The following is a 22,941-nucleotide window of genomic DNA, read 5'->3' as shown; positions in this document are numbered from 1 at the left end:
AAGCACGTAATGCGTGCGGTTATACGATACACGCCAGAGGCAGATTGCGATATGCCCGGCCGAGGACCAATCCGCGGGTTCCGGTCCTCAGCTGTAGTCGTACCAGCCCCTGCCGGACTTGCGGCCGAGGCGGCCTTGTTCGACCAGGTTCGTGATGGCGGGGTCGGGGCGGTCGGCGTCGTCGTTGGTTTCGGCGTAGGTAGCCTGGGCGATGAAGTCGATGACGTCCAGGCCGACCATGTCCATGAGTTCGAAGGGTCCCATGGGGTGGCCGAGGGCGGTTTTGGCGGTGGTGTCGATGTCTTCGAGCGTGGCGATGCCGGCGGCGTGCAGGGCGAGGGCTTCTTTCTGGAGGGCGCCCATGAGCCGGTTGGCGACGAAGCCGGGGATTTCGCGGTTGATCAGGACGGGTTCCTTGCCGAGGCGCCGGGCGAGTTCAAGGGTGTTGTCCACGGTGGCCTGCGACGTTGACTCGTTCCGCACGACCTCGACGCACTTCATCACGAGTGCGGGGTTGAAGAAGTGCATGTTGCAGACCTGCTCGGGCCGGCCGCTGGCTTCGGCAACCTTCGAGGAGCCGAGGGTGGACGAGTTGGTGGCGAGGATGGCGTGGGAGGGTGTGAGTTCGCCGAGCTGGGTGAAGATGTGCTGCTTGAGTTCGAGCCGTTCGGTGGCGGCCTCGATGACGAAGTCGGCATCCGCGGCGGATGCGGCGAGGTCCGTGCTGAAGGAGAGCCGGCCGAGGGCGGCGTCGGCGTCCTGCTGGCTGGCGCGGCCCTTGGCCACGTTCGCCTGCATCCGGGCGGTCAACTGCTCCTTGGCGCGGGCGAGCATGTCTTCGGCGATGTCCTGGACGGTGACGCGGTAGCCGGCGAGGGCGGCGACCATGCCGATCTGCGACCCCATGGCGCCGGCGCCGATGACCAGAATGTGCTTGATGTTCTCGATCGAGGGGTTCATGCGTTCCTTAGACTCCGGCCGTTCCGCCGCGCAGGTAGACAGTGGTGGTGTGGGTGAAGAATTCCTTGGCAGCGGCGCCCTGTTCCTTGGGGCCGTAGCCGGACTTTTTCGCGCCGCCGAAGGGCACGTGCGGGTCGGCGCCGGCGGACTCGGAGTTCACGTGCAGGATGCCGACGTCCAGGTCGTCGATCGCGTCCAGCGCAAGGGTGACGTCCTGGGTGAACAGGGCGGCGGAGAGCCCGAACTCACTGTCGTTGGCGAGCTCGAACGCCTCCTCCACGGTGGCGGCGCGGCGCACGGCCAGCACAGGACCGAAGAGCTCCTCGCGCCAGACGTCGAGCTCTTGATCCGCGGGGATTTCCAGGATGGTCGGCGGGACGAAGTAACCGGAGGCGAGGTCGCCGCCGTCGTACTTGTGGCCGCCGGCGATCAACCGCGCGCCCTGGGAGAGCGCGGTGTCGATGCCGTCGCTGATGGACTTGCGGGCGCCGTCGTTGACCACCGGGCCCATCTGCACGGCGGGGTCGGCCGGGTCGCCGACCGCCAGCGCATTGGCGCGCTCGGCCAGGGTGGCGAGGAATTCATCGGCGATGGCCTCGGCCACGATGAGCCGCGAGGTGGCGGTGCACTTCTGCCCGGTGGAGCGGAATGCACCGAGCATGACCTGTTCGGCGGCGAGTTCCAGGTCCGCGTCGGCGAGGACGACGGCGGCGTTCTTGCCGCCCATCTCGGCCTGCACCGGAACGCCCTGCCCGGCTGCCTCGGCGGCCAGGCGCCTGCCCACGCCGGTCGAGCCGGTGAAGGTCAGCCCGTCCAGCGCCGGATGCTCCACGATGGAGTTGCCCATCGAACCCGGTCCGATCAGCAGGTTCAGCACGCCGGCCGGCAGCCCCGCGGAATCCAGCGCCTGGGCCAGCCGCAGCGCCAGCAGCGGCACGGTGCTCGCCGGCTTCCAGACCACGGTGTTGCCGTAGGCCAGGGCCGGGGCGATCTTCCACGCCGGGATTGCGATGGGGAAGTTGAACGGGGTGACCACGCCGACCACGCCGAGCGGCTTGCGCGTGATGAGGATCTTCTCGCCGCGCCGCGGAGAGGAGAAGATCTCCCCGGCGGTACGGTCACCGTCGTTCCCGTAGTAACGGAAAATCTGCGCCGCGCGCAGCACTTCGCCCTTGCCCTCGGCCCGCGTCTTGCCCTCTTCGCGGGCCAGTTCCAGTCCCCAGGCTTCCGCGTTCTGCTCAATAACGACGGCGGCGCGGAGCAGTAGGGCGCCGCGCTCGTGTGCCGGGGTGCGCGCCCACTCGCGCTTGGCGGCAACTGCGGTGGTCATGGCCTGCTCCACCTCGGCCGGTCCGGCCTGCAGGCCCTGCGCGACGATTTCGTCCGGGCGGGCCGGGTTGTAGCTGGTGATGGGGGAGCCGGCGCCCGGCACCCAGGCGCCGTCGATGTAGTGCTGAAGCTGTACCGGGGAGGTCATGCGCGCTCCTTGAAGTAGCGGGACGGGAATCAGGGAATGGAGGCTGCTGCTAAATGCTGAAGGTTGCCCGGCCCGTGGAGCCCGGGCAACGTTCGGCGGCGGTGCGGTTACCGGAAGGCGGGGAGGCCGGTGATCTTCTGGCCCAGGATGAGGGTGTGGACCTCGTCCGTGCCTTCGTAGGTGCGCACCGACTCGAGGTTGTTGGCGTGGCGCAGCGGCGAGTAGTCCAGGGTGATGCCGTTGCCGCCGAGGATGGAGCGGCATTCGCGGGCGATCTCGATGGCTTCGCGGCAGTTGTTGAGCTTGCCCACGGAGATCTGGTGCGGCTGCAGCTGCCCGGCATCCTTGAGCCGCCCCAGGTGGAGCGCGAGCAGGAAGCCCTTGTTGATCTCCAGCGCCATGTTGACCAGCTTTTCCTGGGTGAGCTGGTAGCCGGCCAGCGGCTTGTCGAACTGCAGGCGTTCCTTCGAGTAGTCCACGGCGGCCTGCCAGGCGTCGCGGGCGGCGCCCATGGCGCCCCAGATGATGCCGTAGCGGGCCTCGTTCAGGCACTCGAACGGGCCGCGCAGCCCCTTCGCGTCCGGCAGGACGGCGTCGGCGGGGAGACGGACGTCGGTCAGTTCGATGTCGCACTGGATGGAGGCGCGCATGGAAAGTTTGGGTTCGATCGGGGTGGCCTTGAACCCGGCGGTTTCGGTGGGGACCACGAAGCCGCGCACGCCCTCGTCCGTCTGGGCCCAGATGATGGCGACCTTGGCCACGGAGGCGAGGCCGATCCAGCGCTTGGAGCCGTTGAGGATCCAGTCTTCGCCGTCGCGGCGGGCGAAGGTCTTCATGCTGGAGGGGTCGGAACCGGCGGTGGGTTCGGTGAGGCCGAAGCAGCCGATGGCTTCGCCGGCGGCCATCTGCGGCAGCCATTCCTGTTTCTGCGCTTCGGAGCCGTGTTTGTAGATGGCGCTCATGGCCAGCGAACCCTGCACGGAGACGAACGTGCGCAGGCCGGAATCGCCGGCTTCAAGTTCGGCTCCGGCGATGCCGTATTCCACCGCGGAGCGCCCGGCGCAGCCGTAGCCCTTCAGGTGCATGCCGAGCAGGCCGAGCTTGGCCATCTCCGGCACGATTTCCAGCGGGAAGACGGCCTTTTCGTACCAGCCGGCGATGTTGGGCTTGATCGCCGAGTCCACGAAGGAGCGCACGTTCTTCTGCAGCAGCCGCTCCTCCTCGGTCAGCAGGGAGTCGAGGGCAATCAGGTCATGATCCTGGGACATGGTTTTCCTTTTTTACTCAGAGTCTAGGGACGTACGACGGCGGGGGTCAGGCGAGTGCCGGGGCGACGGCTTCGGCGGTGGTTGCGTCGCGGCCGGCAGCGACATCGACGATCGCCTCGCGCAGGACCGCCAGTCCGTCGCGGAACAACTCGTCGCCGATGACCAGCGGCGGCAGCAGCCGGATGACGTTGCCGTAGGTGCCGCAGGTCAGGGTCAGCACGCCTTGGGCGTGGCAGCGGGCGGAGATTTCCTTGGCCAGGTCGGCCCGGGGTTCCAGCGTGCCGCGGTCGGCGAACTCAAGGGCCAGCATGGCGCCACGGCCACGGAACTCTGCGACGACCTCGGTCTCCGCGACGAGCGGTTCGAGCACTTCGCGGGCGGTGGCTTCGATGGCGCGGGCGTTGGCCAGCAGCGTGCCGTCCTCGAACGCCTCGAAAACGGCCAGCGCCGCCTCGCAGGCCAGCGGGTTGCCGGCGTAGGTGCCGCCGAGGCCGCCGGCATGGACCGCGTTCATCAAATCCGCGCGACCGGTGACCGCGCTGAGCGGGACGCCGTCGGCCAGGGCCTTGGCGCTGAGCGTCATGTCCCCGGCGATGCCCTCGTGCTCGCTGGCGAACAGGGCGCCGGTGCGGCCCATGCCGGCCTGGATCTCGTCGATCACCAGCACGATGCCATGCTTCGTGGCGATCTCGCGCAGACCTTTGAGGAAGCCGGGGGCGGGAACAATGAAGCCGCCTTCGCCCTGGATGGGCTCGATGACCATGGCGGCAAAGCTCTCCGCACCGTGCTCGGCCAGCGTTGCTTCGACGGAGGCGAGTGCCGCGGCGGCGACGTCCGCGCCCGAGGCGGGAACGCCGTCGTCGTTGGTTGTTGCGGTTGCAGACGCCGCGGGGCGGAGCGGGTTGGCCGAAGCGGCACGGACCACCTCAGTGGGGAACGGGCCGAAGTTGAGCCGGTACGGGTTCTCCTTGGCGGTCATCGCCATGGTCATCAGCGAGCGGCCGTGATAGGCCTCATCGAACACCAGCACCTTGCTGCGGCCGGTGGCGGAGCGGGCGATCTTGACCGCGTTTTCCACGGCCTCGGCGCCGGTGGAGAAGAGGGCGGTGCGCTTCTCGAAGTCGCCGGGAGTGTGCTCGTTGAGCCACTTGGCCACCTGGGTGAAGGACTCGTACTCGGTGACCATGAAGCAGGTGTGCGTGAAGCGCTCCAGTTGCGCGGCCACCCGCTCGCGGACCCGCGGGTTGCTGGCGCCGATGCTGGTCACGGCGATGCCGGAGGCGAAATCGATCAGCCGGTTGCCGTCCACGTCCTGCAGGATGCCGCCGTCGGCCCGGTCGATGAAGACCGGCAGTGCGATGCCGAAGCCGTCGGTCACGTGGGCCTGGCGTTCGGCGTGCAGGGCCTGCGAACGCGGACCGGGAATGGCCGTGGCCAGGTGGCGGGACTGGGGGAGCGGAGTGAGGCTGGAAGTCATGGGACAACGCTAATGTCCGCGCAAGCCATTGGTCATTGGACGCTCCATCCAAAACTTTCGCCGGTGTTGGATAATCAGACCATGGTTTCCTTGGCGCAACTCAGCACCGAACTCGGTGATTCCCTACGGAGGGCTACCCCTGGAAGCGTTCCCGGCATTCAGCTGACCGGCGTGCACGTTTCCGAACTCGAGGATCCCACCGCCTATCTCGAGGGCGGCGAACTGCTGCTCACCACTGGGATACCGCTGGGCGGCACGACCGCCACCGTTTCCGCCTACGTGGGTCGGTTGGCTGCTAAAGGCGTGGCTGCCCTTGGGCTCGGATTGGGCGAGGGGCTGGATGCTGTGCCGCCGCAACTGGTGGAGGCTTGTGCCGCCGACGGGATCGAACTGCTGGTAGTTCCCGACGGCGTCCCGTTTCTGGATGTGTCGCGCGCCTTCTGGAACTTGGCCGCCCGGAGCGGTCAGGCAGACCTGATCGCCAGCCTCGGAACGCAAACGGCACTGGCACGGGCGGCGATGCGGCAGGACGCGATTCCGTCCGTTGTGCAGGGGCTCGCCCAAGCCCTCGGGGGCTGGGCCGCGTATCTTCCGGCCGACGGCGGCGCCGCTACCATTTGGCCCGCTGGCTCCGCGGCACTGCTGCCCCACCTGCGCGAGGAGACCACCCGGTTGAATATGGCGGGAACGCACTCCGCCGCAACGTTCTGGCTGCACGGCACGCCGGTGGTTGAATATCCCATCCTTGTCGGGCGGAAGATCGAAGGCTTTCTGGCCATCGGCTCGGGACGCACGCTAACCAAGGCGGACCGGCAGGTCATCATGACCGTCTGCGTGCTGCTGGCCATGCGTGCCCAGCAGCAGGAAGAACTTTCCAGTACCGCCGGAGCGCTGGGCTCTGCCGCCGCCAAGCTCGTAGCCCGCGGGCATACCGAGGCTGCGCGGTTACTGGCTACGGACGTGGGCCTTCCTCCGCTGCCCGAGCGCGTTCGCGTCCTCGCGGTCCGGATGGACCCTGCCTCACTGGACCTGGCATCCGCGGCTTATGCGGCTATGGGCTTGGAAAGCGAGGACGGCTCTCTCCTGCCGGCGCAGGCGCTGACTGATTGTGAACTGAGATTCGCTGAGGACGGCATCGCCTACTTCCTCATCGACGCAGCCGCGCTGAGCGCGGAGATCGCAGTGGCGGGGGAGGAGGACGAAATTTACGACGACGAGTTGCTCGCATGGGCGCAAGCTGCGGCACCAACGGCTGAGTCAGGCGCCGCCCGGAAACCTGCGTGGCCGACGTCCTCGCGGCAGGTCCAACCTGCCACGGAGACCGGCGCAGCGTGGACCGGGCCGCTGCAGCTAGCCGAGGCCACCGGAAAATTCGCTGCCGTCCGGAGAGCCGCGCTGCTCGCGCCGGCCGGACGACTGGCGGGAACCTCAGGCGACGACGATGCCCGGGCGGACCGCTGGGCAGAGACGCTTGCCGGCTACAACCGGGCCGACCTGCTGGGCACCGTTGCCGCGTATCTGCGGCATCGCGGGCACTGGGAAGAAACCGCCCGGGCGCTGGACGTGCATCGGAACTCCCTGCGGCACCGGATGGCCGTGGCGGAGAAACTGCTGGGGATCAGCATCGACGATCCGGACGTCGCCGCCCACCTGTGGCTCGCGCTGCGGCGGCGCGGACTCTAGCCGTCCCCGCGAAGCCACTGCAATACCCTCTCAGTGTTCCCGCCCAGAGCAGGTGGAGCGCTGGACCTCGGCTCGAAGGCCGGGGACCAGGAAATCGGATGCCGGATCTGCCGACCCACTGACTCCCCCGCGGCGTCCTGGACTTCGATCGTCGGGTTCAATCCCAGGGACTCGGCGTACTCGATGCCCTCGTCGATGGAGGCAACGGGTCCGGCCGGTACACCCACGCCGACCAGCTTGTCCCGCCAGACGTCCGTGGATGCGGCAGCGAGTGCGTTTTCGAGCAGAGGGATCAACTCCGTCCGATGCTCCACACGTGAATTGTTGGTAGCGAAGCGGGCATCGTAGGCCAGCGCCGGTACCCCGATCACCTCGGTGAGTCGCCGGAATTGGCCGTCGTTGCCGCAAGCCACTGCAAGAGGTCCGTCGGCACATTCAAGAAGCTGGTAGGGAACGATCGACGGATGCTCGTTGCCCATCCGCTTCGGTACCTTGCCGGCGCCCAGGTAGGCCTGGGCCTGGTTGGCCAGAGCACCCTGCAAGCTGGAGAGCAAGTTCACCTCCAGATGACTGCCGCGTCCAGACGCAGGCCGCGCGTTGAGCGCTGCAAGGATGCCGATGGTCGCGTCCTTGGCTGTCAGCACGTCCACCAGCGCGACGCCGGCCTTATACGGGGCACCGTCCGCCTCGCCGGTGATGCTCATCAGCCCGCCCAATGCCTGGACGATGAAGTCGTACCCGGGCAGGTCCGCTCCACCCGCAGAGCCGAAACCTGAAATGGAGGCGTAGACCAGTCCCGGGTTCTCCGCCGCCAGTTCCTCGTAACCAAGACCGAGTTTGGCCATACCGCCGGGCTTGAAGTTCTCAACCAGCACGTCGGCTCGCCGCGCCAGTTCCCGCGCCAGCTCGAGGTCTTCCGGGCTGGACAGGTCCAGGCAGACGGATTCCTTGTTGCGATTTACGCTTTCGAAGTAGGTGGCGCCGGTAGGGGAGTATGGCGGGCCCCAGCTTCGCGTATCGTCTCCCGTGCCCGGCCGCTCCACCTTGATGACCCTGGCTCCGAGATCGGCCAGCGTCATCGTGGCGAGCGGCCCGGCGAGGACACGGGAAAAGTCGGCGACAAGGATGCCGTCCAAGGGCCGTTGTGGTGATGACGGTGGGAGGCTGGGCTGGGTTGGCATTGGAACCCTTTCGAGCGGGAAACAACCGGCGCAGCCGCGACGGTTACAGGACTGGTGTCCAGTGTAGGAAGGGCTGTCGGGAACCAGCATCGGATATCCCATCCAGGCCTTAGATGGTTTGCACAACGGAGACGTGCTCCCCGTTGATGTCCTGATCCAGTTGCCGGACTAAAATTTTGCCCATGCAGGACGCGCAGGTTCCTCCTGATTGTGCGGGCCAGCTGGACGGGGCGGACGCGGAGAGCCTCGCCGCGCAGGCCATCCTCGCGCGCCTGCAGGACCTGTCGCCCCTGCTTGGCCGGGACACGGACGGCGACCGCATTGAACCCAAGTCCCCGTTGTTCCTGCTCGACGAACGCTTCGCCCCCTCCCACAGTGTCAGCCGCATAGTCCGGCAGTCACTGGCCGCGGTCACGGACAATGCCAACGCGCTGCGGCGGCTGATGTTCGTCGAAGACCCCGGCGGCCTTGTCTATTACCGGCAGAACACGCATGCGCCATATTCGTTGGTGCGCACCATCATCGAGTGCGCGACGACGGTCCTATGGGCGCTGCTGCCCGAAGACGGCCGTGAACGATCCCGTCGGAGCCTGGTACTTATCGCCCGGGAGGTCTTCAACGCTTCATCCTTCTGGGATGCCTACCTGGAAGAATTCCGTCCAGGCGAGCATGAGCGTGCCGTGGAGTACTTCGACGGATTGCGCGGAGCGGTCAATGACGCCGCGCTGTCGATGCAGCTGCCACCGGTCTTCAGCCGGAAGGCGAGTGGCAACTGGGGTTACGCCACCAAGAACCGCACGCAGACGGCCATCCTGAAGGACCTGCGTGCTGACGGCGATGTGCCGGCCGAGCTGATCTTTGTCTGGCAGTTTTGCAGTGGATACTCCCACGGGCTGGAGTGGGCGTCTTCCATCGGGAACAGCTATCCCGACCCCGGCCGTGAGCCTGGTCCGGAGCAGCTTCCAGCCGGGAGCATGGAGCAGCTCCGCCGCATCTGTGACGCCGCGTTCGACCTCGTTCCCCGTGCATGGGAAGTCTACGACCTGTGCCGCCGCGTTTGGCCCTTGCTCTGACGAGTGCCGGCGGCGGTTCTATTGCTGCCCGGCGGAAATACATTGGAAACAAAGCTTTTCCTGCTGTTTACAGGATTTGTGACGCAAGGCATGCTCGCTGGAGGCGCAACGGGAATACCTTTGATTTCACGGGGTTCACTGTGACGGTCATGGTCCTCTCAGAAATGACCGACGCAAAACTCTTGCCAGATTAAACATTCATTAGTAGGGTTTTTCCGTGATGGTGGTCACGTGAGGTGCATCACGGAGCGGACATGGGGTTCCGCGTTGACATATTGACCGCTTCCAACCGACTTACTGCTTTGACTCACCGTTCAAGAAGGAGAGCAATGTCTGCCGAAATGACGAAGCCCGCTGGGGAGGCCGGCATCGATGAAGATGCCGCGCACCTTGCCAGCCTTGGCTATTCGTACGATCAGCAATTCAAGCGCGAAATGACGTTCTGGGGCAACGTGTCCCTGGGCTTCACCTATTTGTCCCCCGTTGTTGGTATCTATTCGCTGTTCGCGGCTTCGCTGGGCATCGCCGGGCCGCCCATGTTCTGGTCGCTGATCATTGTCGGCGTCGGTCAGCTGCTGGTCGCCACGGTCTTCGGCGAAGTCGTTTCCAACTACCCGGTGGCCGGCGGCGTCTACCCCTGGTCCCGGCGCCTCTGGGGCCGCAAATGGGGCTGGATGAACGGCTGGGTGTACCTGTGCGCCTTGCTGGCAACCATTGCCAGCGTTGCCTACGGCGCCGGGCCCTTCCTTAGTTCTCTGCTGGGGATGGAGAGCAGCGTCAACTCCGTGATTATGGCGGCCCTGGCCGTCATCCTGCTCGCCACCGTGCTGAATCTCGGCGGTACTAAAGTCTTGAACAAGGTGGCTATGCTCGGCCTGCTCGCCGAACTCGGCGGCGCTCTGGTGGTCGGCATCTGGCTGATGGTAGCGGCCCGCGAACACGATCTGGGCGTTCTGTTCCAGAGCTTTGGGGCAGGCGAAGGCAGCAACTACTTTATCGCCTTTGCGGCGGCCGGCCTCATCGGCATCTACCAGTACTACGGCTTCGAGGCCTGCGGCGACGTCGCCGAAGAGGTCCCGAATCCCGGGCGCACCATCCCCAAGGCCATGCGCATGACCATCTACATAGGCGGCTTCGCCGCGATGTTCGTCTGCCTGTCCCTGATCCTCGCCGTTCCCGATTTCGGCGCAGTCATCAGCGGCGCCGACGCCGATCCGGTGGGCAACGTGCTGCTCTCGGCCTTCGGGCCGGTCGGTTTCAAGGTAGTGCTCGCCGTCGTACTCATCTCCTTTGTCTCCTGCGTCCTGAGCCTGCAGGCGGCGTCCTCCCGCCTGGCCTATTCGATGGCCCGCGACGGGATCCTTCCGGCCAGCAAACTGCTCAGCAAGTTCAGCGAATCCCGCCACGTTCCGCCGTATGCCCTGCTGCTGGCCGGCCTGGTTCCGGCACTGATCGTGATCGGTTCCAAGGTTTCCGAGGATGCCCTGATCACCATCATTTCCTTCGCCGCCATGGGTATGTACATGGGCTTCCAGATGGTGGTGCTCGCCGCGCTGCGTGCACGGCTCAAGGGCTGGAAGCCGCGCGGCGCCTTCCAGCTGGGTGCCTGGGGCACTCCGGTCTACGTGGCCGCACTGGCCTGGGGCGTGCTCGGCATGGTGAACATGGCCTGGCCGCGGACCCCGGAAGCCGGCTGGTTCTCCAACTACATTGTGCTGATCTCGGCGGTCGGCGTCGTCGTTATCGGACTGGTCTACATGGCGTGGAAGAAGCCCTACCTCAAGGGTGACGCACCCTTCGGGGATGCGGTCCCCTCCGCGCCGGCACATTCCCTCAAGCCCTGACGCGGTTGCCGCGCCCTTCAGTTCCATCAGCAAAGAAAGAAACAGGTTCCACATCATGAGTACGCCTACCGTCCAGGTTCCCTACCTGAACATCTCGGATCCGTCGTTCGCCATGCAGTCCGAAGAGCTGCGCGCAGCCCGGGAGCAGAGTTGGTACGCACGGACCAACTACGGCATTGCCGTGCTGCGGTATGACGAGGTCAGCAAGCTGCTCAAGAGCCCCAAGCTCTCGCAGGGCAGCGCCAAGTGGCCGGCGCACAACGGCGTCCACGGCGGGCTTTTCTACGACTGGTGGACCAAGAACCTGCTGGTACTGGAGGGCGAGGACCATCACCGGATCCGGCGCCTGCTCAACCCGGCCTTCTCGCCCCGGCTGATCAAGGACCTGGTGCCGCGCTTCCAGGCGCTGGCGAACGAGCTGATCGACGCCTTCATCGACAAGGGCGAATGCGAGTTCATCCGGGACTTCGCCGAACCGTATGCCACGCGGGTGCTGACCATCCTGCTGGGCATTCCGGAAAGCGAATGGCCGACGATCGCCAGGCTGGCCTCCACCGTTGGACTGGCGCTGGGCGTGACCTTCAAGCAGGACCTCGAGAAGGTGGACGCCGCCGTCGCCGAGCTCTACGAATATGCCGAGGGGCTGATCAAGGACCGCCAGGCCAATCCGGGCGAGGACTTCGTCAGCCGACTGGTACTGGCTAACCGCGACGGCGACCGGCTCAGCGACGAGGAGCTGCGCAACGCACTGGTGCTGCTGATCTTCGGCGGCATGGACACCACGCGCAACCAGCTCGGACTGGCCATGCAGTCCTTCATGCACAACCCGGAGCAGTGGGAGCTGCTGGCTGAACGTCCGGACCTGGGCGGCAAGGCGGTAGAGGAAGTCATGCGGATCAACCCCACGGTCACCTGGGTGACACGGGAAGCAGTCGAGGACTTCACCTACCAGGACCTGTTCATCGAAAAGGGCACCACCGTCCACCTGTTCACGCAGTCATCGGGCACCGACCCGAAGGCTTTCCCGAATCCGGAGATGGACCTGCTCGGCGAGCACGCTCCGCATTACGGATTTGGCGGCGGCGTTCACCACTGCCTGGGGCACTTTGTGGCCCGCGCGGACATGAGCGAGGCGTTGCCGTTGCTGGCCAGCCGCATTGCCCAGCCGCACCTGACCGGCGGGGACGAGTGGCTGCCGGACTCGGGCAACACCGGTCCGATCCGCCTGCCCATCGGCTTCACCAAGCGGTCCTAGCGGCCCTGAAAACCTGCAGACATTCTAGGAAGGACAACACTGATGAAGACCATCGACGTAGACCGCAGCCTCTGTGACAACCACGGCCAGTGCGCCATCGCCGCACCGGATGTGTTCCGGATCAATGCCGACGGCGAGCTTGAGTACGAGGCAACTTTCGACGACGCCCTGCTAGACGAGGTGGAGGAAGCCATCGACGTCTGCCCGGTCCAGGCGATCTTCCTCAAGGACTGACATGAGCCGCAGAATTGTCATCGTCGGAGCCTCGATGGGAGGACTGCGCGCCGCCGAACAGTTGCGCGCGGCCGGCTGGGAGGAAGAGATCGTCGTCGTTGGCGATGAGATCCATCCGCCTTATAATCGGCCCCCGCTGTCCAAGGACCTGCTCGCCACACCTGGTTCCCGCGAGGAAGCGCTTGCCGCGGTACAGCTTCGGCAGCGCCGCACGGCCACCGACATCCAGTGGCGGCTCGGCTCCGCGGTTGTCGCGGCGGATCTCGCGGCGCGCACCCTGACGCTGGGCGCCGGGGAAGAGCTAGCCTACGACGGATTGGTGATTGCCACCGGTCTCCGGCCACGGCGGGTCCCGGTTCCCGGGCCCACTGCCGGCCGCCATGTGATCCGCCGTCTCGAGGACACTTTGGCGTTGCACGGCGAGCTTAAGCCCAAAACCAGGGTGGCGGTGATCGGCGCCGGTTTCATCGGCTGCGAGGCTGCGGCGACCGCGGCCGGTCTGGGCTGCCAGGTCACGCTCATCGAGGGAACCGGCGGCCCGATGGAGTGCCCGCTCGGTCACGAACTGAGCGCCGGTATCCGCACCTTCCTGCAGACGCAGGGCATTGACTGTGTGCCCGGCAAACGGGTCACCGAGTTCCTCGACATGCCCGGAACCTACACGGAAGGCGCCGGCCGCTGTGCAGGTGTCCGGCTCGAGGACGGCACGGAAGTAGCCGCCGACGTCGTTATTGAAGCCGTCGGCTCGCTCCCGAACGTCGAGTGGCTGGCGGGAAACGGGCTGGACCTCAGCGACGGCGTGCTCTGCAACGAACACCTCCAGGTGCTCGGAGCGGAACACGTGGTTGCGGTGGGCGACGTAGCCCGGTACCCGGACCGTCGCGCCGGAGGACCTGCCCGCCGCGTCGAGCATTGGGCCACTCCGGCGGATACGGCCAAAATTGCCGCGCCAGCACTGGTGGCGGGCCTCACGGGCGACGTTGTTCCAGAGCCGGCGGCACCGTTGCCGTCTTTCTGGACCGATATCTTCAAGACCCGGGTCCAAGGGGTGGGCAGCCCCGCTCTGGCCGACACCATCGAGGTTCTCGAAGGCGACCCTTCCCGCCCCTGGGAGGGAACCGCCCTGGCCTACTACAGAGACGGCCGGTTGATCGGCGCCGTGACCGCCGCCCTGCCGGCTGACCGCCAACTGCACTACCGCAAGCTCGTGAACGAATCCGGCATCCCCGCCGGCGCCGACCTGGCTGCCGTCTGACCGGCTTCGCACACTGACGAGAAAGAAGACCATCATGACACTCACCCCCGTGCGGCCCGATCTGGCCGCCAACGACCTGCAGCAATCCCTCAAAGACCGCGGCGCCTTCGCGCGGCACCAGGAGCGCAATCTGCGTCCCGAAACCGTGCGCGACCTCGGCCGCAAGATCGAGGAGGCCGGCGTCGAGTACGTGTACTACGCGCTGCCGACCATCGGCTCCCGCATGGTGGCCAAGATGGTCCCGGCCAACCATTTCAAGCGGAATCTGGAAAAGGGCATCTGCTTCCACCGGACGGCGCTGTCCGACCTGCAGAATGACCGCCACGGCAACCTAATCGGCGGCGGCATCGAGGCGCGCGAGTTCTGGGCACTGCCGGAGCCCGATACGTTCGTGGTGCTGCCGTGGGATACCTCGGTAGCGCGGATCTTCTGCACGGCCTACGAGCCCCCGCACCTGCCGGAGGTCGGCGGCCGCCTGCTGCCGATCGACACCCGCTCGCTGCTGATCCGCTCGCACGAGGCCTTCACCGCCCGCACCGGCTTCGAGGTCCGCTCCGGAACCGAACCCGAGATGACCTGGGAGGGCCCCGGCCTCGAGGTGGTCAAGAAGCCCGGCAGCAGCCCGGCCTATCAGGTGGAGAACCTGGAGCGGATGCGTCCGATCTACAAGAAGCTGGTCACCTACGCCAAGGCCATGGGCCTGGACATGATCGAGGGCGACTACGAAGACGACGGCCAGCTCGAGCTCAACTGGATGTACGACCGGGTGGAAAACACCGCGGACCGGCTGGTCACCTACCGCCAGATCTGCAAGCAGGTAGCCCGCGAATTCGGCGTCACCGCCAGCTTCATGCCCAAGCCCTACAACGGCCAGATGGGCAACGGCTGCCACCACAACCTGAGCCTCTGGGACGGCGACACCAACGTCATCGAGGACGACGGCAGGGTGGAACTGCACGTTTCCGAGACGGCGAAGCACGCCATCGGTGGCCTGCTCACGCACGCCCCCGGTTCGATGGCGGTCATGGCCAGCACCGTGAACTCCTACAAGCGGTTCTGGGACGCCGGCCAGTTCGCTCCCAGCACGGCAAACTGGGGCCTGGACAGCCGCGGCTGCCTGGTGCGCATCTCCTCCAACGGCCGGATGGAGTACCGGGTCCCGGACGCCGCCGTGAACCCGTACCTGTCCCACACGCTGCTCATCGCCGCAATGGAGGACGGTCTGAACCGCCGGCTGGACCCCGGGATGCCCGACGACGGCGGTGCGGACGTTCCGGCCCTCGGCGGCCAGCTGCCGCTCACCCTGGGCGACGCAATCGACGCCTTCGTCTCGGACAGCTATCTCACCTCGGCGCTGCCGGCGGACCTGGTATCGATCTACACGCAGCTGAAGCAGGAGGAATGGGCCCGCTACTGCGGCGCCATCACCGAATGGGACCGCGAGATGTACTGGGAGACCATTCCGTGAGCCGCATCGAAACCCTTTCAACGGGCATCCTCCGCCTGGCCTGCATCGACTCCGAGGCGCCGCCGCTGTTCAACCTGGTTGACGACGCCGGCAAACGCCGCGGGTACGAGCCGGAGGCGGCCGAGCTGGTCGCCTCCGTGCTCGGCCTGCGCATCGAATGGGCCTACCTCGACTGGGACGACATGCTGCCCGCCGTCCGCGACCACCGCGTGGATGCGGTCTGGTGCGGCCAGGGCATCATCCCGGAACGCCAGGCCGTGGTGAACTTCACCGACCCGTACGCCGTGTTCGACGAGACCGTGCTGGTGCGCAAGGGCGATCCGGCCCGTTCGCCGGAGGACCTGACCGGCTACAAGGTCGCGGCCATCGAAGGCAGCGCCAACATGAGACTGGCCGTCACCTTCGAGGGAGCCGAACCGATTGCCTTCACCGGCGCGGACGTGTTCGGCGACATGCTGGCGGCCCTGCGCAACGGGGAGGTGGATGCCATGGTGGACGACGACGTCGTGACCGTGCCGCTTGGGGCGGACCCGGCGTACGATGTCGCTTTTACACACCCCACGGGTAACCGGTGGGGGATCGGGGTGGCCAAGGACAACCCCTTCCTGCTTGCCGAACTCAACACGGCACTGGCCACGGTGGTGGCGGACGGGCGGCTGGAGCGGATCTGGACCAAGTGGATGCCGCACCTGCCGTACCCGCTGGCGGCGGAGGTAGCCGCATGAGCCGCCCCTTGATCGGAGTTCCGGGCATGTGGTCCAACTCCGTCCACGGCCTGCGCTTCGATGGCGTTGCCGTGGCGGCCAAGGTGCTGCGCTGCATCGTGGCTGCTGGCGGGGAACCGGTCATCATGTTCCCGGGAAGCGGTGACAGCGCCGCCGAGCAGGTTGCCCGTTTCGACGGCGTGCTGCTTCCCGGCGGCGCCGACGTGGCGCCCGAGCTCTACGGAGCAGAACCGGACGAACATTATTGGCCCACCGACTACTCCGGCCAGGACGTGTATGAATCGGCCGTCATGGCCGCCTGCATTGAAGCGGAAGTGCCGCTGCTGGCGATCTGCCGCGGCCTGCAGTTGCTCAACGTGTCGCGGGGCGGGACCCTGCTTCAGCATCTGGAACCAGGAACCGTGCAGCATAAGGATGCGATACATCCGGTTGCGGTTTCGGAAGGGTCATTGCTGGCAACCGTGGTCGGCAGCGGGCAGGTGGATGTCTCCTCGTACCACCACCAGGCCGTGGGTGTGCTCGGTGAGGGCCTGCAGGTAACGGCCACCGCAGCGGACGGCGTGGTGGAAGCGCTCGAAGTGCCGGGAGCTGCCACGCTCGCTGTCCAGTGGCACCCGGAAGACACCGCAGAGACCAATCCCGCCGACCATGCGCTGTTCGTCTGGGTTGTCGACGCGGCCAGGCAGCGCCGTGACGCGGCTGCCGCTGCGGAACTGGCAGGTGCCCGGTGAGCGGGCTGCGGGTCAACCCTGCGGATGTGGTTCCCGCCGCCTTCGGCGACCTGCCCGCGGATGCGCCGCGCGTCGCCGTCGTTGTTTCACTGACGTTCCCCGGGATGACCCAGCAGACCCTGGAACTGATGGAGCGGTTTACGCGTGTCGCGTTTGAAACACTGCTGGCAGCCGGTGCTAGGGCCGAACTGGTGGACAGTGCGGCGGAACATCTGACTCCGGAAGCGGAGCTGGCCAAGTACGACGGAGTTCTCTTCCTGGGCGGCGGCGACGTGGATGCGTCGCTGTATGGCCACACCGGGCCGGTGGCGAACTCCTACGGAGTCGATCTGCGGGCGGATGAGTACTGTGTGGAACTGATCCGCGGTGTGCTGGAGCGGGACCAGCCGTTGCTCGCCATCTGCCGGGGGTCGCAGCTGCTCAACGTAGCCTGCGGCGGCACGCTCATCCCTGATCTGGACCCCTGGCATCTGCACCGCGGGGGACCGGGACAACCGATGTTCCTGGACGAGAAGGTGAACCTGGCTCCGGGCTCGAAGGTGGCGGCCATCCTTGGCCGTCCCACGGTGACCGTGCGCTCGGGGCATCATCAGGCGGTGGGAACCGTGGCAGCTGAACTGAACGTTGCCGCTCTGGCACAGGACGGCGTGGTGGAAGGTACGGAGCATCCGGGCAAGACCTGGGTGGTCGGCGTGCAATGGCATCCGGAGGACTCGGACGGGGACGCGAATGATCGATCCCTGTTGTTCGAAGAGTTCGTGCGCCAAAGCAGGCTGAATCCGGTGGCTGCGCCCGACAGGCCGCAGGAGCCGGCCAACGCCTAATCAGTTAATCTGCGCGGTCATTCGGCCGCGCAGATCAGGTGCAGGTTCAGGTTGGGGACGTTCAGCGGTATGAAGCAGAATCCTTCCGGTGCTTCTTTGATCCGTTCCCCGACAATGAAACGTCCGGAGTTGCCCAGGATCACGCGGTTCTGGCCATTCAGGATGGCGGCATCTCCAGGAATCCGGCGGACGATCGGAATGAACTTGTTTTCGATGTCGCGGATCCGGATGTCGCAGCCCGTCACACCAATGAAGGATCCGTGGACGTAGGTTGGCACGGCATGGGTCATGATGTATTCGTCGAAACCGAGATAGTCAACATAGGGGCCGGCAACGGATTGCCTGCCGGTCTTGGCTGCGATGGAAAACCAGGGGAGTTGCTCATAGTCGTAAAACCGTTCGCCCTCGGGGGCTAAATCAAAATCCAGTTTTTCGATATTTCCCGAATCAGTTCTGAACCACCATTCCAATACTCCCTCGGCGTCTTTGATTGCCGAGATCGAGAAGATTACTCCCGCGCCGACAACAATGTCGTGGGAATTGAGGAATGCGGTGGATATTTCACGTAATCCGGTAATGTCTTTAGGCGATATTTTTATGCCTGCGGGAATTTTTGCTTCGAGCTGTTTTTCCACCGTGTGAGCGGCGTCGTACAGGTCTTGGTACAGCTCATTGAGCCATGCCTCGATGGCCGTCGCACTGCTGATGGCGCGGGGTGAGGCGGGCGCGGTCATGAGATCTCCTGTTCATCGCCTGCGTGGGCAAGCGTGAGCTTGGTGTCAATGAGGTGGTAGGTGTTCCGCCGGATATGTTCGACAACCAGGCGCTGGGCGTTGTCTGGTTCGTCCGCCCTGATCGCATCGACAATCCGCACATGCTCACGGGCGGCCGTAACGGGGTCGAATACACCCGCGATCGGGCTCCACAGAAGCTGGCCGACTTCGGACTGCAGGCGGATCTCCAGGCTGGTGAGCCGCGGAGACTGGGCAACCACGGCCAGCTCAATGTGGAAGCGGCTGTCTGATCGCGCCTGGGTTTCGGGGGAATCGGCTCCGGCCAGTGCCTTGGCCAGCTGTTCCAGCCGGTCCAGATCCTTAGGATGTGCACGATCGCATGCCAGGCGGGCCGCTGCTGCTGCCACAGCGGTTTGCTCGTCGCCGAGATCCCGTAGGTCGGCAATGGAAGTGTCCCGGAGATATTTCCGCAACTGCTGTTCCTGGGCCGCCGGTGACTTGACCACAAACGTTCCGCCGTTCCGGCCCCGGCGTGTTTCAACTACGCCCCGCTCCCTGAGTTCAGCGAGGGCTTCACGAAGGGTTGCTCCAGCTACGCCGAACATATCGGAAAGCTCGGACTCCACGGGCAGCCGTTCGCCGACGCGGAGCATGCCCAAGGCAATGGCCGTGGATATCCTCTGGACTATCGCCTCGGACCGTTCCTTTTCGGGCAGGGAGCGGTAAATCTGGGACTGCAACGCCGGCGGTGATGCCACGATTCTCTCCCTTCCGCGGACCGACAACTGAATGTCGGGTTTCCGACGAATCACATATGGTGCATTCTACTTTACGGTCGCTGCTGTATATCATCCATTCGGCGGAGAAGGACATATCAAGAAATGTCTCGAATTTGCTGGATATGAAGTCGTCCTGCCGATATTTTTGAAAGCATGACTTACTACAAGAGTATAAATCCTGCTACCGGCGAAACGCTGCAGGAATTCGCGGCTGCCGGCGATGAAGAAATATCCGGGTCACTCAAGAAAGCGCAGACCGCCTACGACTCATGGCGGCAGAGTGCCATTCCGGAGCGAACTGCCGTGCTGCTGCGCGTGGCCGAACTCTACCGGGACCGTCGGGATGAGCTGGCCAGAATCATCAGCCTGGAAATGGGAAAGCCTGTCAGCCAGGCCAAGGGCGAAGTCGGGCTGGTCGCGGACATTTACGAGTACTACGCAACCGAAGGTCCGGCGTTCATGGAAGACGAGCTGCTGACCGTCCGCGGCGGCGGAGAGGCCGTTGTCCGTTCGGCACCGGTCGGAGTGCTGCTCGGCATCATGCCGTGGAACTATCCCTACTACCAGGTGGCCCGGTTTGCCGCCCCGAACCTGATGCTGGGAAACACAATCCTGCTCAAACATGCGCGCAACTGCCCGCAGTCGGCGCTCGTGATGGAGGAAATCTTCCGTGACGCCGGGTTGCTCGACGGCGCCTATGTCAACATTTTTGCGACCAACGAGCAGGTCGCTGAAATCATCGCTGATCCGCGCGTCCAGGGCGTCTCCCTGACAGGCAGCGAGCGTGCAGGGTCCGCGGTAGCGGAGGTGGCTGGCCGCCACCTTAAGAAGTATGTGCTCGAGCTGGGCGGAAGCGATCCGTTCATTGTGCTGGACTCCGATGACCTGGACGCAACCGTCAAGGCTGCAGTCGGCGGGCGCATGAGCAACGCCGGCCAGGCCTGCACTGCCTCCAAGCGGTTCATCATCGTCGAGGACCTCTATGAAGAATTCGTGGATAAATTCACCGAGCGGATGGCACGGATCAAGCCGGGTGACCCGCTGAAGCCCGAAACGCGCTTCGGCCCGCTGTCATCGGAGGCTGCCGCCGAAGAACTGATCGAACAGGTTCAGGATGCGGTGGGCAAGGGGGCTGAACTGCTCACGGGCGGCAAACTTGTCGAAGGACCGGGGGCGTACGTGGAACCGACTGTGCTTACCGGCGTGAAGCCCGGCATGCGCGCCTACTCGGAAGAGCTCTTTGGCCCCGCCGCGGTCATCTACAAGGTTCGGGATGCCGAGGAAGCCATCGAACTGGCGAACGGGTCGCCCTATGGTCTCGGCGGAGCCGTCTTCAGCGTTGATGTAAAAAAGGCCAAGGAAGTTGCCGACCGGTTGGACACCGGCATGGTGTTTATCAATTCTGTGGCAGATTCGCAGCCTGATTTGCCTTTCGGCGGTGTCAAACGCTCCGGCGTTGGCCGCGAGCTGGCCAAGTACGGCATGGCCGAATTCGTGAACAAGAAGCTGATCCGGGTGCCTGCCGCAGGTTAGGAAGGGCCGCAGCAGCTGCCTTCCAGCGGGGCCTGCCGAGGGCAAACGTCCAGTGTGACTATTGCCCTCGGCAGGAGTAATGCTGTTTTCAGGAGTCCAGTGCTGCATCGAGCTTGTCGATGTTGCCGCTCATCCACTCCACGTAGGAGACATCCTCGGGAAGCGTTTCGGTGAAGTCGACTACCGGCACACCCGTCTCTTTGGCCATGGACTTCAGGCTCTCTGACTGTGGACCTTCCACCTGGCTGTTGTAAGCCAGCAGGACGACGTTTCCTGAGGTCAGGAGGTCCTGCGCTTCCTTGAGTTCGGCCGGGGGAGCGTCGTTCCCGGCTTCGATCGCTGCAATGAACCCCTCCGGCGTCTTATCGACAAGCCCGACGTCGGTGAGCAGATGCTCGGCCAGCGGCGCGGTGGCGGCGAGGGCACTGCCCTCATGTTTCTCCCGCAGATCCGCAACGCGACCTTCAAGGGTTGCCAGATCATCGGTGAACACCGCCGCGTTGGACTCGTAGGTGGCAGCATTCTCGGGATCCAACTTGGCCAGCTGCTCGGCAATCTCATCGGCGATCCCGGCCATGGCCGGGAGCGAATACCAGACGTGCTCGTTGACCGCGCCGTGGCTGTGATCGTGCTCGTCGGCATGTTCGTCAGCCGGCTCATCGTCGTGGGCTTCGTGTGCCTGCGCCTCGTCTCCATCGGCGGCATCAAGTCCCGAGACTTCGAATGCATCGATCACCGGTGCGGCTTCCGCGTCTCCTGCGAGCTGTTCCATGAACGGGTCGAAGCCACCCCCGTTGCGGATAACCAGATCAGCCTCGGTCAAAGCAAGACGGTCCCTGGCTGTGCCCTCGTAGGAGTGCGGGTCCTGGGTAATGCTGTCGATGATCGCCGTGGCCGACACGTTCCCGCCGCCGACGGCTTCCGCGATGTCGCTGTAGGTGTTCGTGGATGTGACGATGCTGATCTTGTCACTGGATGCTGCGGTCGCCTGGGTACCCGCTTCGGATTGGGATCCGGCGCAAGACGTCAGGGCGACGGCCAGGACTGCCGTTCCGGCTAGTGCCGATCGGCGGAGTTTGGAGTGCATACCTATTTACCTCGGTGGTTGGGACTGCCTGTTGTCTGGGGAGTGCTGGACCGGCTGATGCTTCAGCCCTGGCGGGCTTTCATCCGCGGGTTCTTCTTGTTAATGACGAACGTGCGGCCGCGTCGGCGGACAACCTGCGCACCGGGTATCTTCTTCAACGCCCGAAGGGAGTTACGCACTTTCATTTTCTTCTTGGCTCCATTTCTGCTGCTTCTGTGGATTCGCTGGTATCCAGCCCGAAGGGGTCCGGAAACCCGCCGGAATGCTGGGCGGTTTCGGCTGGCGTCAGCGCGCAGCCATCGAGAAGTTCTTGGATTTCGCCTGGCCGGATGTCTTCGCCGGTGACGGCTATGACCGTCGCCCTGTCACCGGATTCGGGATTCCAGTCCAGGACGGCGTCCGTGCTTCCGGCCGGGTGGTTGCTGGCGGCATCGGGCAGATCCGCCGCCCAGGGGCCGGTGTTCTCGAGCAATACACGCGGACCGATGCCTTGGATCGCGATCCTGCAGGTTGGCGCCGAAGCCATCCACAGACGCCCACGCAACCAGACGCACCCTTCGGCCAGTTGGGGTAGAGCTTGCCGGAAGCGCCCGGGATGCAGCGGCCTGCGAACCCGGTGCAGAACGGTAGTGAACAGGGTGGAAGTGTCCGCAGCCGGAATCCGCACCGTACCCGGCACGGACCGCGCCCGGGCCTCGGCGGCATCGTGGCGAGCCGGGGAGCGAGTTGATCCTGCTTCGATCAGGGTGGAGTGCGGCGCGAGTTCGCGGAGCAGCAACAAGCCTCTGCCTCGGTGGTTCCCTGCGCTGGCGGGGAAAGGGCCGGCCAGGAAGACCGTGTCGCTGAAGCTCAGTTCCTCCAGGTGGAATTCGCCCGCGGTTCGTTCCTCCTTGCGGGCCGCGGTGTAGCCGGAGCCAAAGAGTGTGTGCCGGTCCCACATCTGATCTTCCAGGGACGAAGGATCGCACGCCAGGACGACTGCCCCGATGGTAAAGGGACTCTTCACCCCCTGCGTGATTCCGTGGACCGCCATGGACGCCGCCATCGTGGGCGGCAGCCCCATAATGATGTGCTCGTAGCCGTCGGCAAGCAGGCGCTCCACCGTCGGTGCCACGTCCAATCTGACGGTGCAGCTGAGGCAGCCGTGCTCCAGCAGGTTTTCATGCCGCTCCAGCAGTCGGCCGTCATGGAGAACCTGCCGCACCACGGTGCCGTTTTCCAGCAGGTCATGGATGACGACGGCGGTATTCACCTTGCCGCCGGAGAGGTGATCGAGTGCCGGGGCGCGGCACAATGCGTCCAAAGAACTGACGAGTGTGATGTGCATGCCAGCCAGCATACATGAGAATGATT

Annotated in this window: 21 protein-coding genes; 11 read left to right on the top strand and 10 right to left on the bottom strand. The window is 65.2% G+C overall.

From position 1 onward, the window contains the following. Positions 1-87: 87 nt before the first annotated feature. From AC5RWO_RS06915 to AC5RWO_RS06900, 4 genes are all read right to left on the bottom strand, one after another. Positions 88-960, bottom strand: a complete 873-nt coding sequence (locus AC5RWO_RS06915) for a 3-hydroxyacyl-CoA dehydrogenase family protein (RefSeq protein ID WP_498730418.1) — start codon at positions 958-960, stop codon at positions 88-90. 7 nt (positions 961-967) lie between these two features. Further along, on the bottom strand, positions 968-2,437 hold the full coding sequence (locus AC5RWO_RS06910; RefSeq protein WP_498730416.1) for an aldehyde dehydrogenase family protein: 1,470 nt from the start codon (positions 2,435-2,437) through the stop codon (positions 968-970). A gap of 107 nt (positions 2,438-2,544) precedes the next feature. Then, a complete protein-coding gene (locus tag AC5RWO_RS06905; RefSeq protein ID WP_264670607.1) occupies positions 2,545-3,705 on the bottom strand; it encodes an acyl-CoA dehydrogenase family protein in 1,161 nt (386 codons plus the stop codon). A 46-nt stretch (positions 3,706-3,751) separates the two neighbouring features. Then, the gene (locus AC5RWO_RS06900; RefSeq protein WP_498730414.1) at positions 3,752-5,182 is read right to left on the bottom strand and encodes an aminotransferase class III-fold pyridoxal phosphate-dependent enzyme; all 1,431 of its coding nucleotides are present in this window, start codon (positions 5,180-5,182) and stop codon (positions 3,752-3,754) included. A gap of 81 nt (positions 5,183-5,263) precedes the next feature. Between AC5RWO_RS06900 and AC5RWO_RS06895 the strand changes: the two genes are divergently transcribed. Beyond that, positions 5,264-6,865 carry a PucR family transcriptional regulator ligand-binding domain-containing protein gene (locus AC5RWO_RS06895; RefSeq protein WP_498730412.1) on the top strand — a complete coding sequence of 534 codons (1,602 nt, stop codon included), beginning with the start codon at positions 5,264-5,266 and terminating at the stop codon, positions 6,863-6,865. Here AC5RWO_RS06895 and AC5RWO_RS06890 read toward each other — a convergent pair. Next, a complete protein-coding gene (locus AC5RWO_RS06890) occupies positions 6,862-8,046 on the bottom strand; it encodes a CaiB/BaiF CoA transferase family protein (protein ID WP_498730410.1) in 1,185 nt (394 codons plus the stop codon). The two genes, AC5RWO_RS06895 and AC5RWO_RS06890, sit on opposite strands and share 4 nt — an antisense overlap. A 182-nt stretch (positions 8,047-8,228) precedes the next feature. Between AC5RWO_RS06890 and AC5RWO_RS06885 the strand changes: the two genes are divergently transcribed. From AC5RWO_RS06885 to AC5RWO_RS06845, 9 genes are all read left to right on the top strand, one after another. Continuing rightward, positions 8,229-9,119: a hypothetical protein gene (locus tag AC5RWO_RS06885; protein WP_498730409.1), complete on the top strand. Its 891-nt coding sequence runs from the start codon at positions 8,229-8,231 to the stop codon at positions 9,117-9,119. Between the two features lie 329 nt (positions 9,120-9,448). Continuing rightward, positions 9,449-10,963 carry an APC family permease gene (locus tag AC5RWO_RS06880; protein ID WP_498730408.1) on the top strand — a complete coding sequence of 505 codons (1,515 nt, stop codon included), beginning with the start codon at positions 9,449-9,451 and terminating at the stop codon, positions 10,961-10,963. A 55-nt stretch (positions 10,964-11,018) separates the two neighbouring features. Then, entirely contained in the window at positions 11,019-12,218 is a 1,200-nt protein-coding gene (locus AC5RWO_RS06875) for a cytochrome P450 (RefSeq protein ID WP_498730407.1), read from the top strand. A gap of 42 nt (positions 12,219-12,260) precedes the next feature. Next, a complete protein-coding gene (locus AC5RWO_RS06870) occupies positions 12,261-12,452 on the top strand; it encodes a ferredoxin (RefSeq protein WP_498730406.1) in 192 nt (63 codons plus the stop codon). A 1-nt stretch (position 12,453) separates the two neighbouring features. Beyond that, positions 12,454-13,707: an NAD(P)/FAD-dependent oxidoreductase gene (locus tag AC5RWO_RS06865; RefSeq protein ID WP_498730405.1), complete on the top strand. Its 1,254-nt coding sequence runs from the start codon at positions 12,454-12,456 to the stop codon at positions 13,705-13,707. 34 nt (positions 13,708-13,741) lie between these two features. Next, positions 13,742-15,175 carry a glutamine synthetase family protein gene (locus AC5RWO_RS06860; RefSeq protein ID WP_498730404.1) on the top strand — a complete coding sequence of 478 codons (1,434 nt, stop codon included), beginning with the start codon at positions 13,742-13,744 and terminating at the stop codon, positions 15,173-15,175. Then, on the top strand, positions 15,172-15,900 hold the full coding sequence (locus AC5RWO_RS06855) for an ABC transporter substrate-binding protein (protein ID WP_498730403.1): 729 nt from the start codon (positions 15,172-15,174) through the stop codon (positions 15,898-15,900). The genes AC5RWO_RS06860 and AC5RWO_RS06855 overlap by 4 nt, the downstream gene beginning before the upstream one ends. Beyond that, positions 15,897-16,631, top strand: coding sequence for a gamma-glutamyl-gamma-aminobutyrate hydrolase family protein (locus AC5RWO_RS06850; RefSeq protein ID WP_498730402.1), 735 nt, complete (start codon positions 15,897-15,899; stop codon positions 16,629-16,631). The genes AC5RWO_RS06855 and AC5RWO_RS06850 overlap by 4 nt, the downstream gene beginning before the upstream one ends. Next, positions 16,628-17,455: a gamma-glutamyl-gamma-aminobutyrate hydrolase family protein gene (locus AC5RWO_RS06845; protein ID WP_498730401.1), complete on the top strand. Its 828-nt coding sequence runs from the start codon at positions 16,628-16,630 to the stop codon at positions 17,453-17,455. The genes AC5RWO_RS06850 and AC5RWO_RS06845 overlap by 4 nt, the downstream gene beginning before the upstream one ends. 17 nt (positions 17,456-17,472) lie before the next feature. Here the strand turns inward: AC5RWO_RS06845 and AC5RWO_RS06840 are convergent, their stop codons facing one another. Both AC5RWO_RS06840 and AC5RWO_RS06835 read right to left on the bottom strand, forming a co-directional pair. Next, complete coding sequence (locus AC5RWO_RS06840) at positions 17,473-18,189, bottom strand: cache domain-containing protein (protein ID WP_498730400.1); 717 nt, start codon at positions 18,187-18,189, stop codon at positions 17,473-17,475. Beyond that, complete coding sequence (locus tag AC5RWO_RS06835) at positions 18,186-18,947, bottom strand: FadR/GntR family transcriptional regulator (protein WP_498730398.1); 762 nt, start codon at positions 18,945-18,947, stop codon at positions 18,186-18,188. Before AC5RWO_RS06835 ends, AC5RWO_RS06840 begins: the two co-directional genes overlap by 4 nt. Positions 18,948-19,121: 174 nt before the next feature. Between AC5RWO_RS06835 and AC5RWO_RS06830 the strand changes: the two genes are divergently transcribed. Further along, on the top strand, positions 19,122-20,501 hold the full coding sequence (locus AC5RWO_RS06830) for an NAD-dependent succinate-semialdehyde dehydrogenase (RefSeq protein WP_498730397.1): 1,380 nt from the start codon (positions 19,122-19,124) through the stop codon (positions 20,499-20,501). Positions 20,502-20,589: 88 nt separating this feature from the next. On the opposite strand, the gene AC5RWO_RS06825 is transcribed toward AC5RWO_RS06830, so the two are convergent. From AC5RWO_RS06825 to AC5RWO_RS06815, 3 genes are all read right to left on the bottom strand, one after another. Beyond that, a complete protein-coding gene (locus tag AC5RWO_RS06825) occupies positions 20,590-21,588 on the bottom strand; it encodes a metal ABC transporter solute-binding protein, Zn/Mn family (protein WP_498730395.1) in 999 nt (332 codons plus the stop codon). Between the two features lie 62 nt (positions 21,589-21,650). After that, positions 21,651-21,773, bottom strand: coding sequence for a type B 50S ribosomal protein L36 (ykgO, locus tag AC5RWO_RS06820; RefSeq protein WP_133409460.1), 123 nt, complete (start codon positions 21,771-21,773; stop codon positions 21,651-21,653). After that, the gene (locus tag AC5RWO_RS06815; RefSeq protein ID WP_498730393.1) at positions 21,770-22,915 is read right to left on the bottom strand and encodes a GTP-binding protein; all 1,146 of its coding nucleotides are present in this window, start codon (positions 22,913-22,915) and stop codon (positions 21,770-21,772) included. The genes ykgO and AC5RWO_RS06815 overlap by 4 nt, the downstream gene beginning before the upstream one ends. Positions 22,916-22,941 lie beyond the last annotated feature (26 nt).

This window comes from Arthrobacter sp. B055-34, assembly GCF_059090425.1.
Note: the sequence above shows the minus strand (reverse complement) of the source record. Positions and strands in the feature narration are given on the sequence as shown.

Coding starts and splice junctions, on each gene's coding strand:
- AC5RWO_RS06860 (WP_498730404.1), top strand. CDS start 13,742: ATGACACTCACCCCCGTGCGGCCCGATCTGGCCGCCAACGACCTGCAG.
- AC5RWO_RS06890 (WP_498730410.1), bottom strand. CDS start 8,046: ATGCCAACCCAGCCCAGCCTCCCACCGTCATCACCACAACGGCCCTTG.
- AC5RWO_RS06885 (WP_498730409.1), top strand. CDS start 8,229: ATGCAGGACGCGCAGGTTCCTCCTGATTGTGCGGGCCAGCTGGACGGG.
- AC5RWO_RS06910 (WP_498730416.1), bottom strand. CDS start 2,437: ATGACCTCCCCGGTACAGCTTCAGCACTACATCGACGGCGCCTGGGTG.
- AC5RWO_RS06895 (WP_498730412.1), top strand. CDS start 5,264: ATGGTTTCCTTGGCGCAACTCAGCACCGAACTCGGTGATTCCCTACGG.
- AC5RWO_RS06830 (WP_498730397.1), top strand. CDS start 19,122: ATGACTTACTACAAGAGTATAAATCCTGCTACCGGCGAAACGCTGCAG.
- AC5RWO_RS06870 (WP_498730406.1), top strand. CDS start 12,261: ATGAAGACCATCGACGTAGACCGCAGCCTCTGTGACAACCACGGCCAG.
- AC5RWO_RS06900 (WP_498730414.1), bottom strand. CDS start 5,182: ATGACTTCCAGCCTCACTCCGCTCCCCCAGTCCCGCCACCTGGCCACG.
- AC5RWO_RS06840 (WP_498730400.1), bottom strand. CDS start 18,189: ATGACCGCGCCCGCCTCACCCCGCGCCATCAGCAGTGCGACGGCCATC.
- AC5RWO_RS06865 (WP_498730405.1), top strand. CDS start 12,454: ATGAGCCGCAGAATTGTCATCGTCGGAGCCTCGATGGGAGGACTGCGC.
- AC5RWO_RS06915 (WP_498730418.1), bottom strand. CDS start 960: ATGAACCCCTCGATCGAGAACATCAAGCACATTCTGGTCATCGGCGCC.
- AC5RWO_RS06825 (WP_498730395.1), bottom strand. CDS start 21,588: ATGCACTCCAAACTCCGCCGATCGGCACTAGCCGGAACGGCAGTCCTG.
- AC5RWO_RS06815 (WP_498730393.1), bottom strand. CDS start 22,915: ATGCACATCACACTCGTCAGTTCTTTGGACGCATTGTGCCGCGCCCCG.
- ykgO (WP_133409460.1), bottom strand. CDS start 21,773: ATGAAAGTGCGTAACTCCCTTCGGGCGTTGAAGAAGATACCCGGTGCG.
- AC5RWO_RS06880 (WP_498730408.1), top strand. CDS start 9,449: ATGTCTGCCGAAATGACGAAGCCCGCTGGGGAGGCCGGCATCGATGAA.
- AC5RWO_RS06850 (WP_498730402.1), top strand. CDS start 15,897: ATGAGCCGCCCCTTGATCGGAGTTCCGGGCATGTGGTCCAACTCCGTC.
- AC5RWO_RS06905 (WP_264670607.1), bottom strand. CDS start 3,705: ATGTCCCAGGATCATGACCTGATTGCCCTCGACTCCCTGCTGACCGAG.
- AC5RWO_RS06875 (WP_498730407.1), top strand. CDS start 11,019: ATGAGTACGCCTACCGTCCAGGTTCCCTACCTGAACATCTCGGATCCG.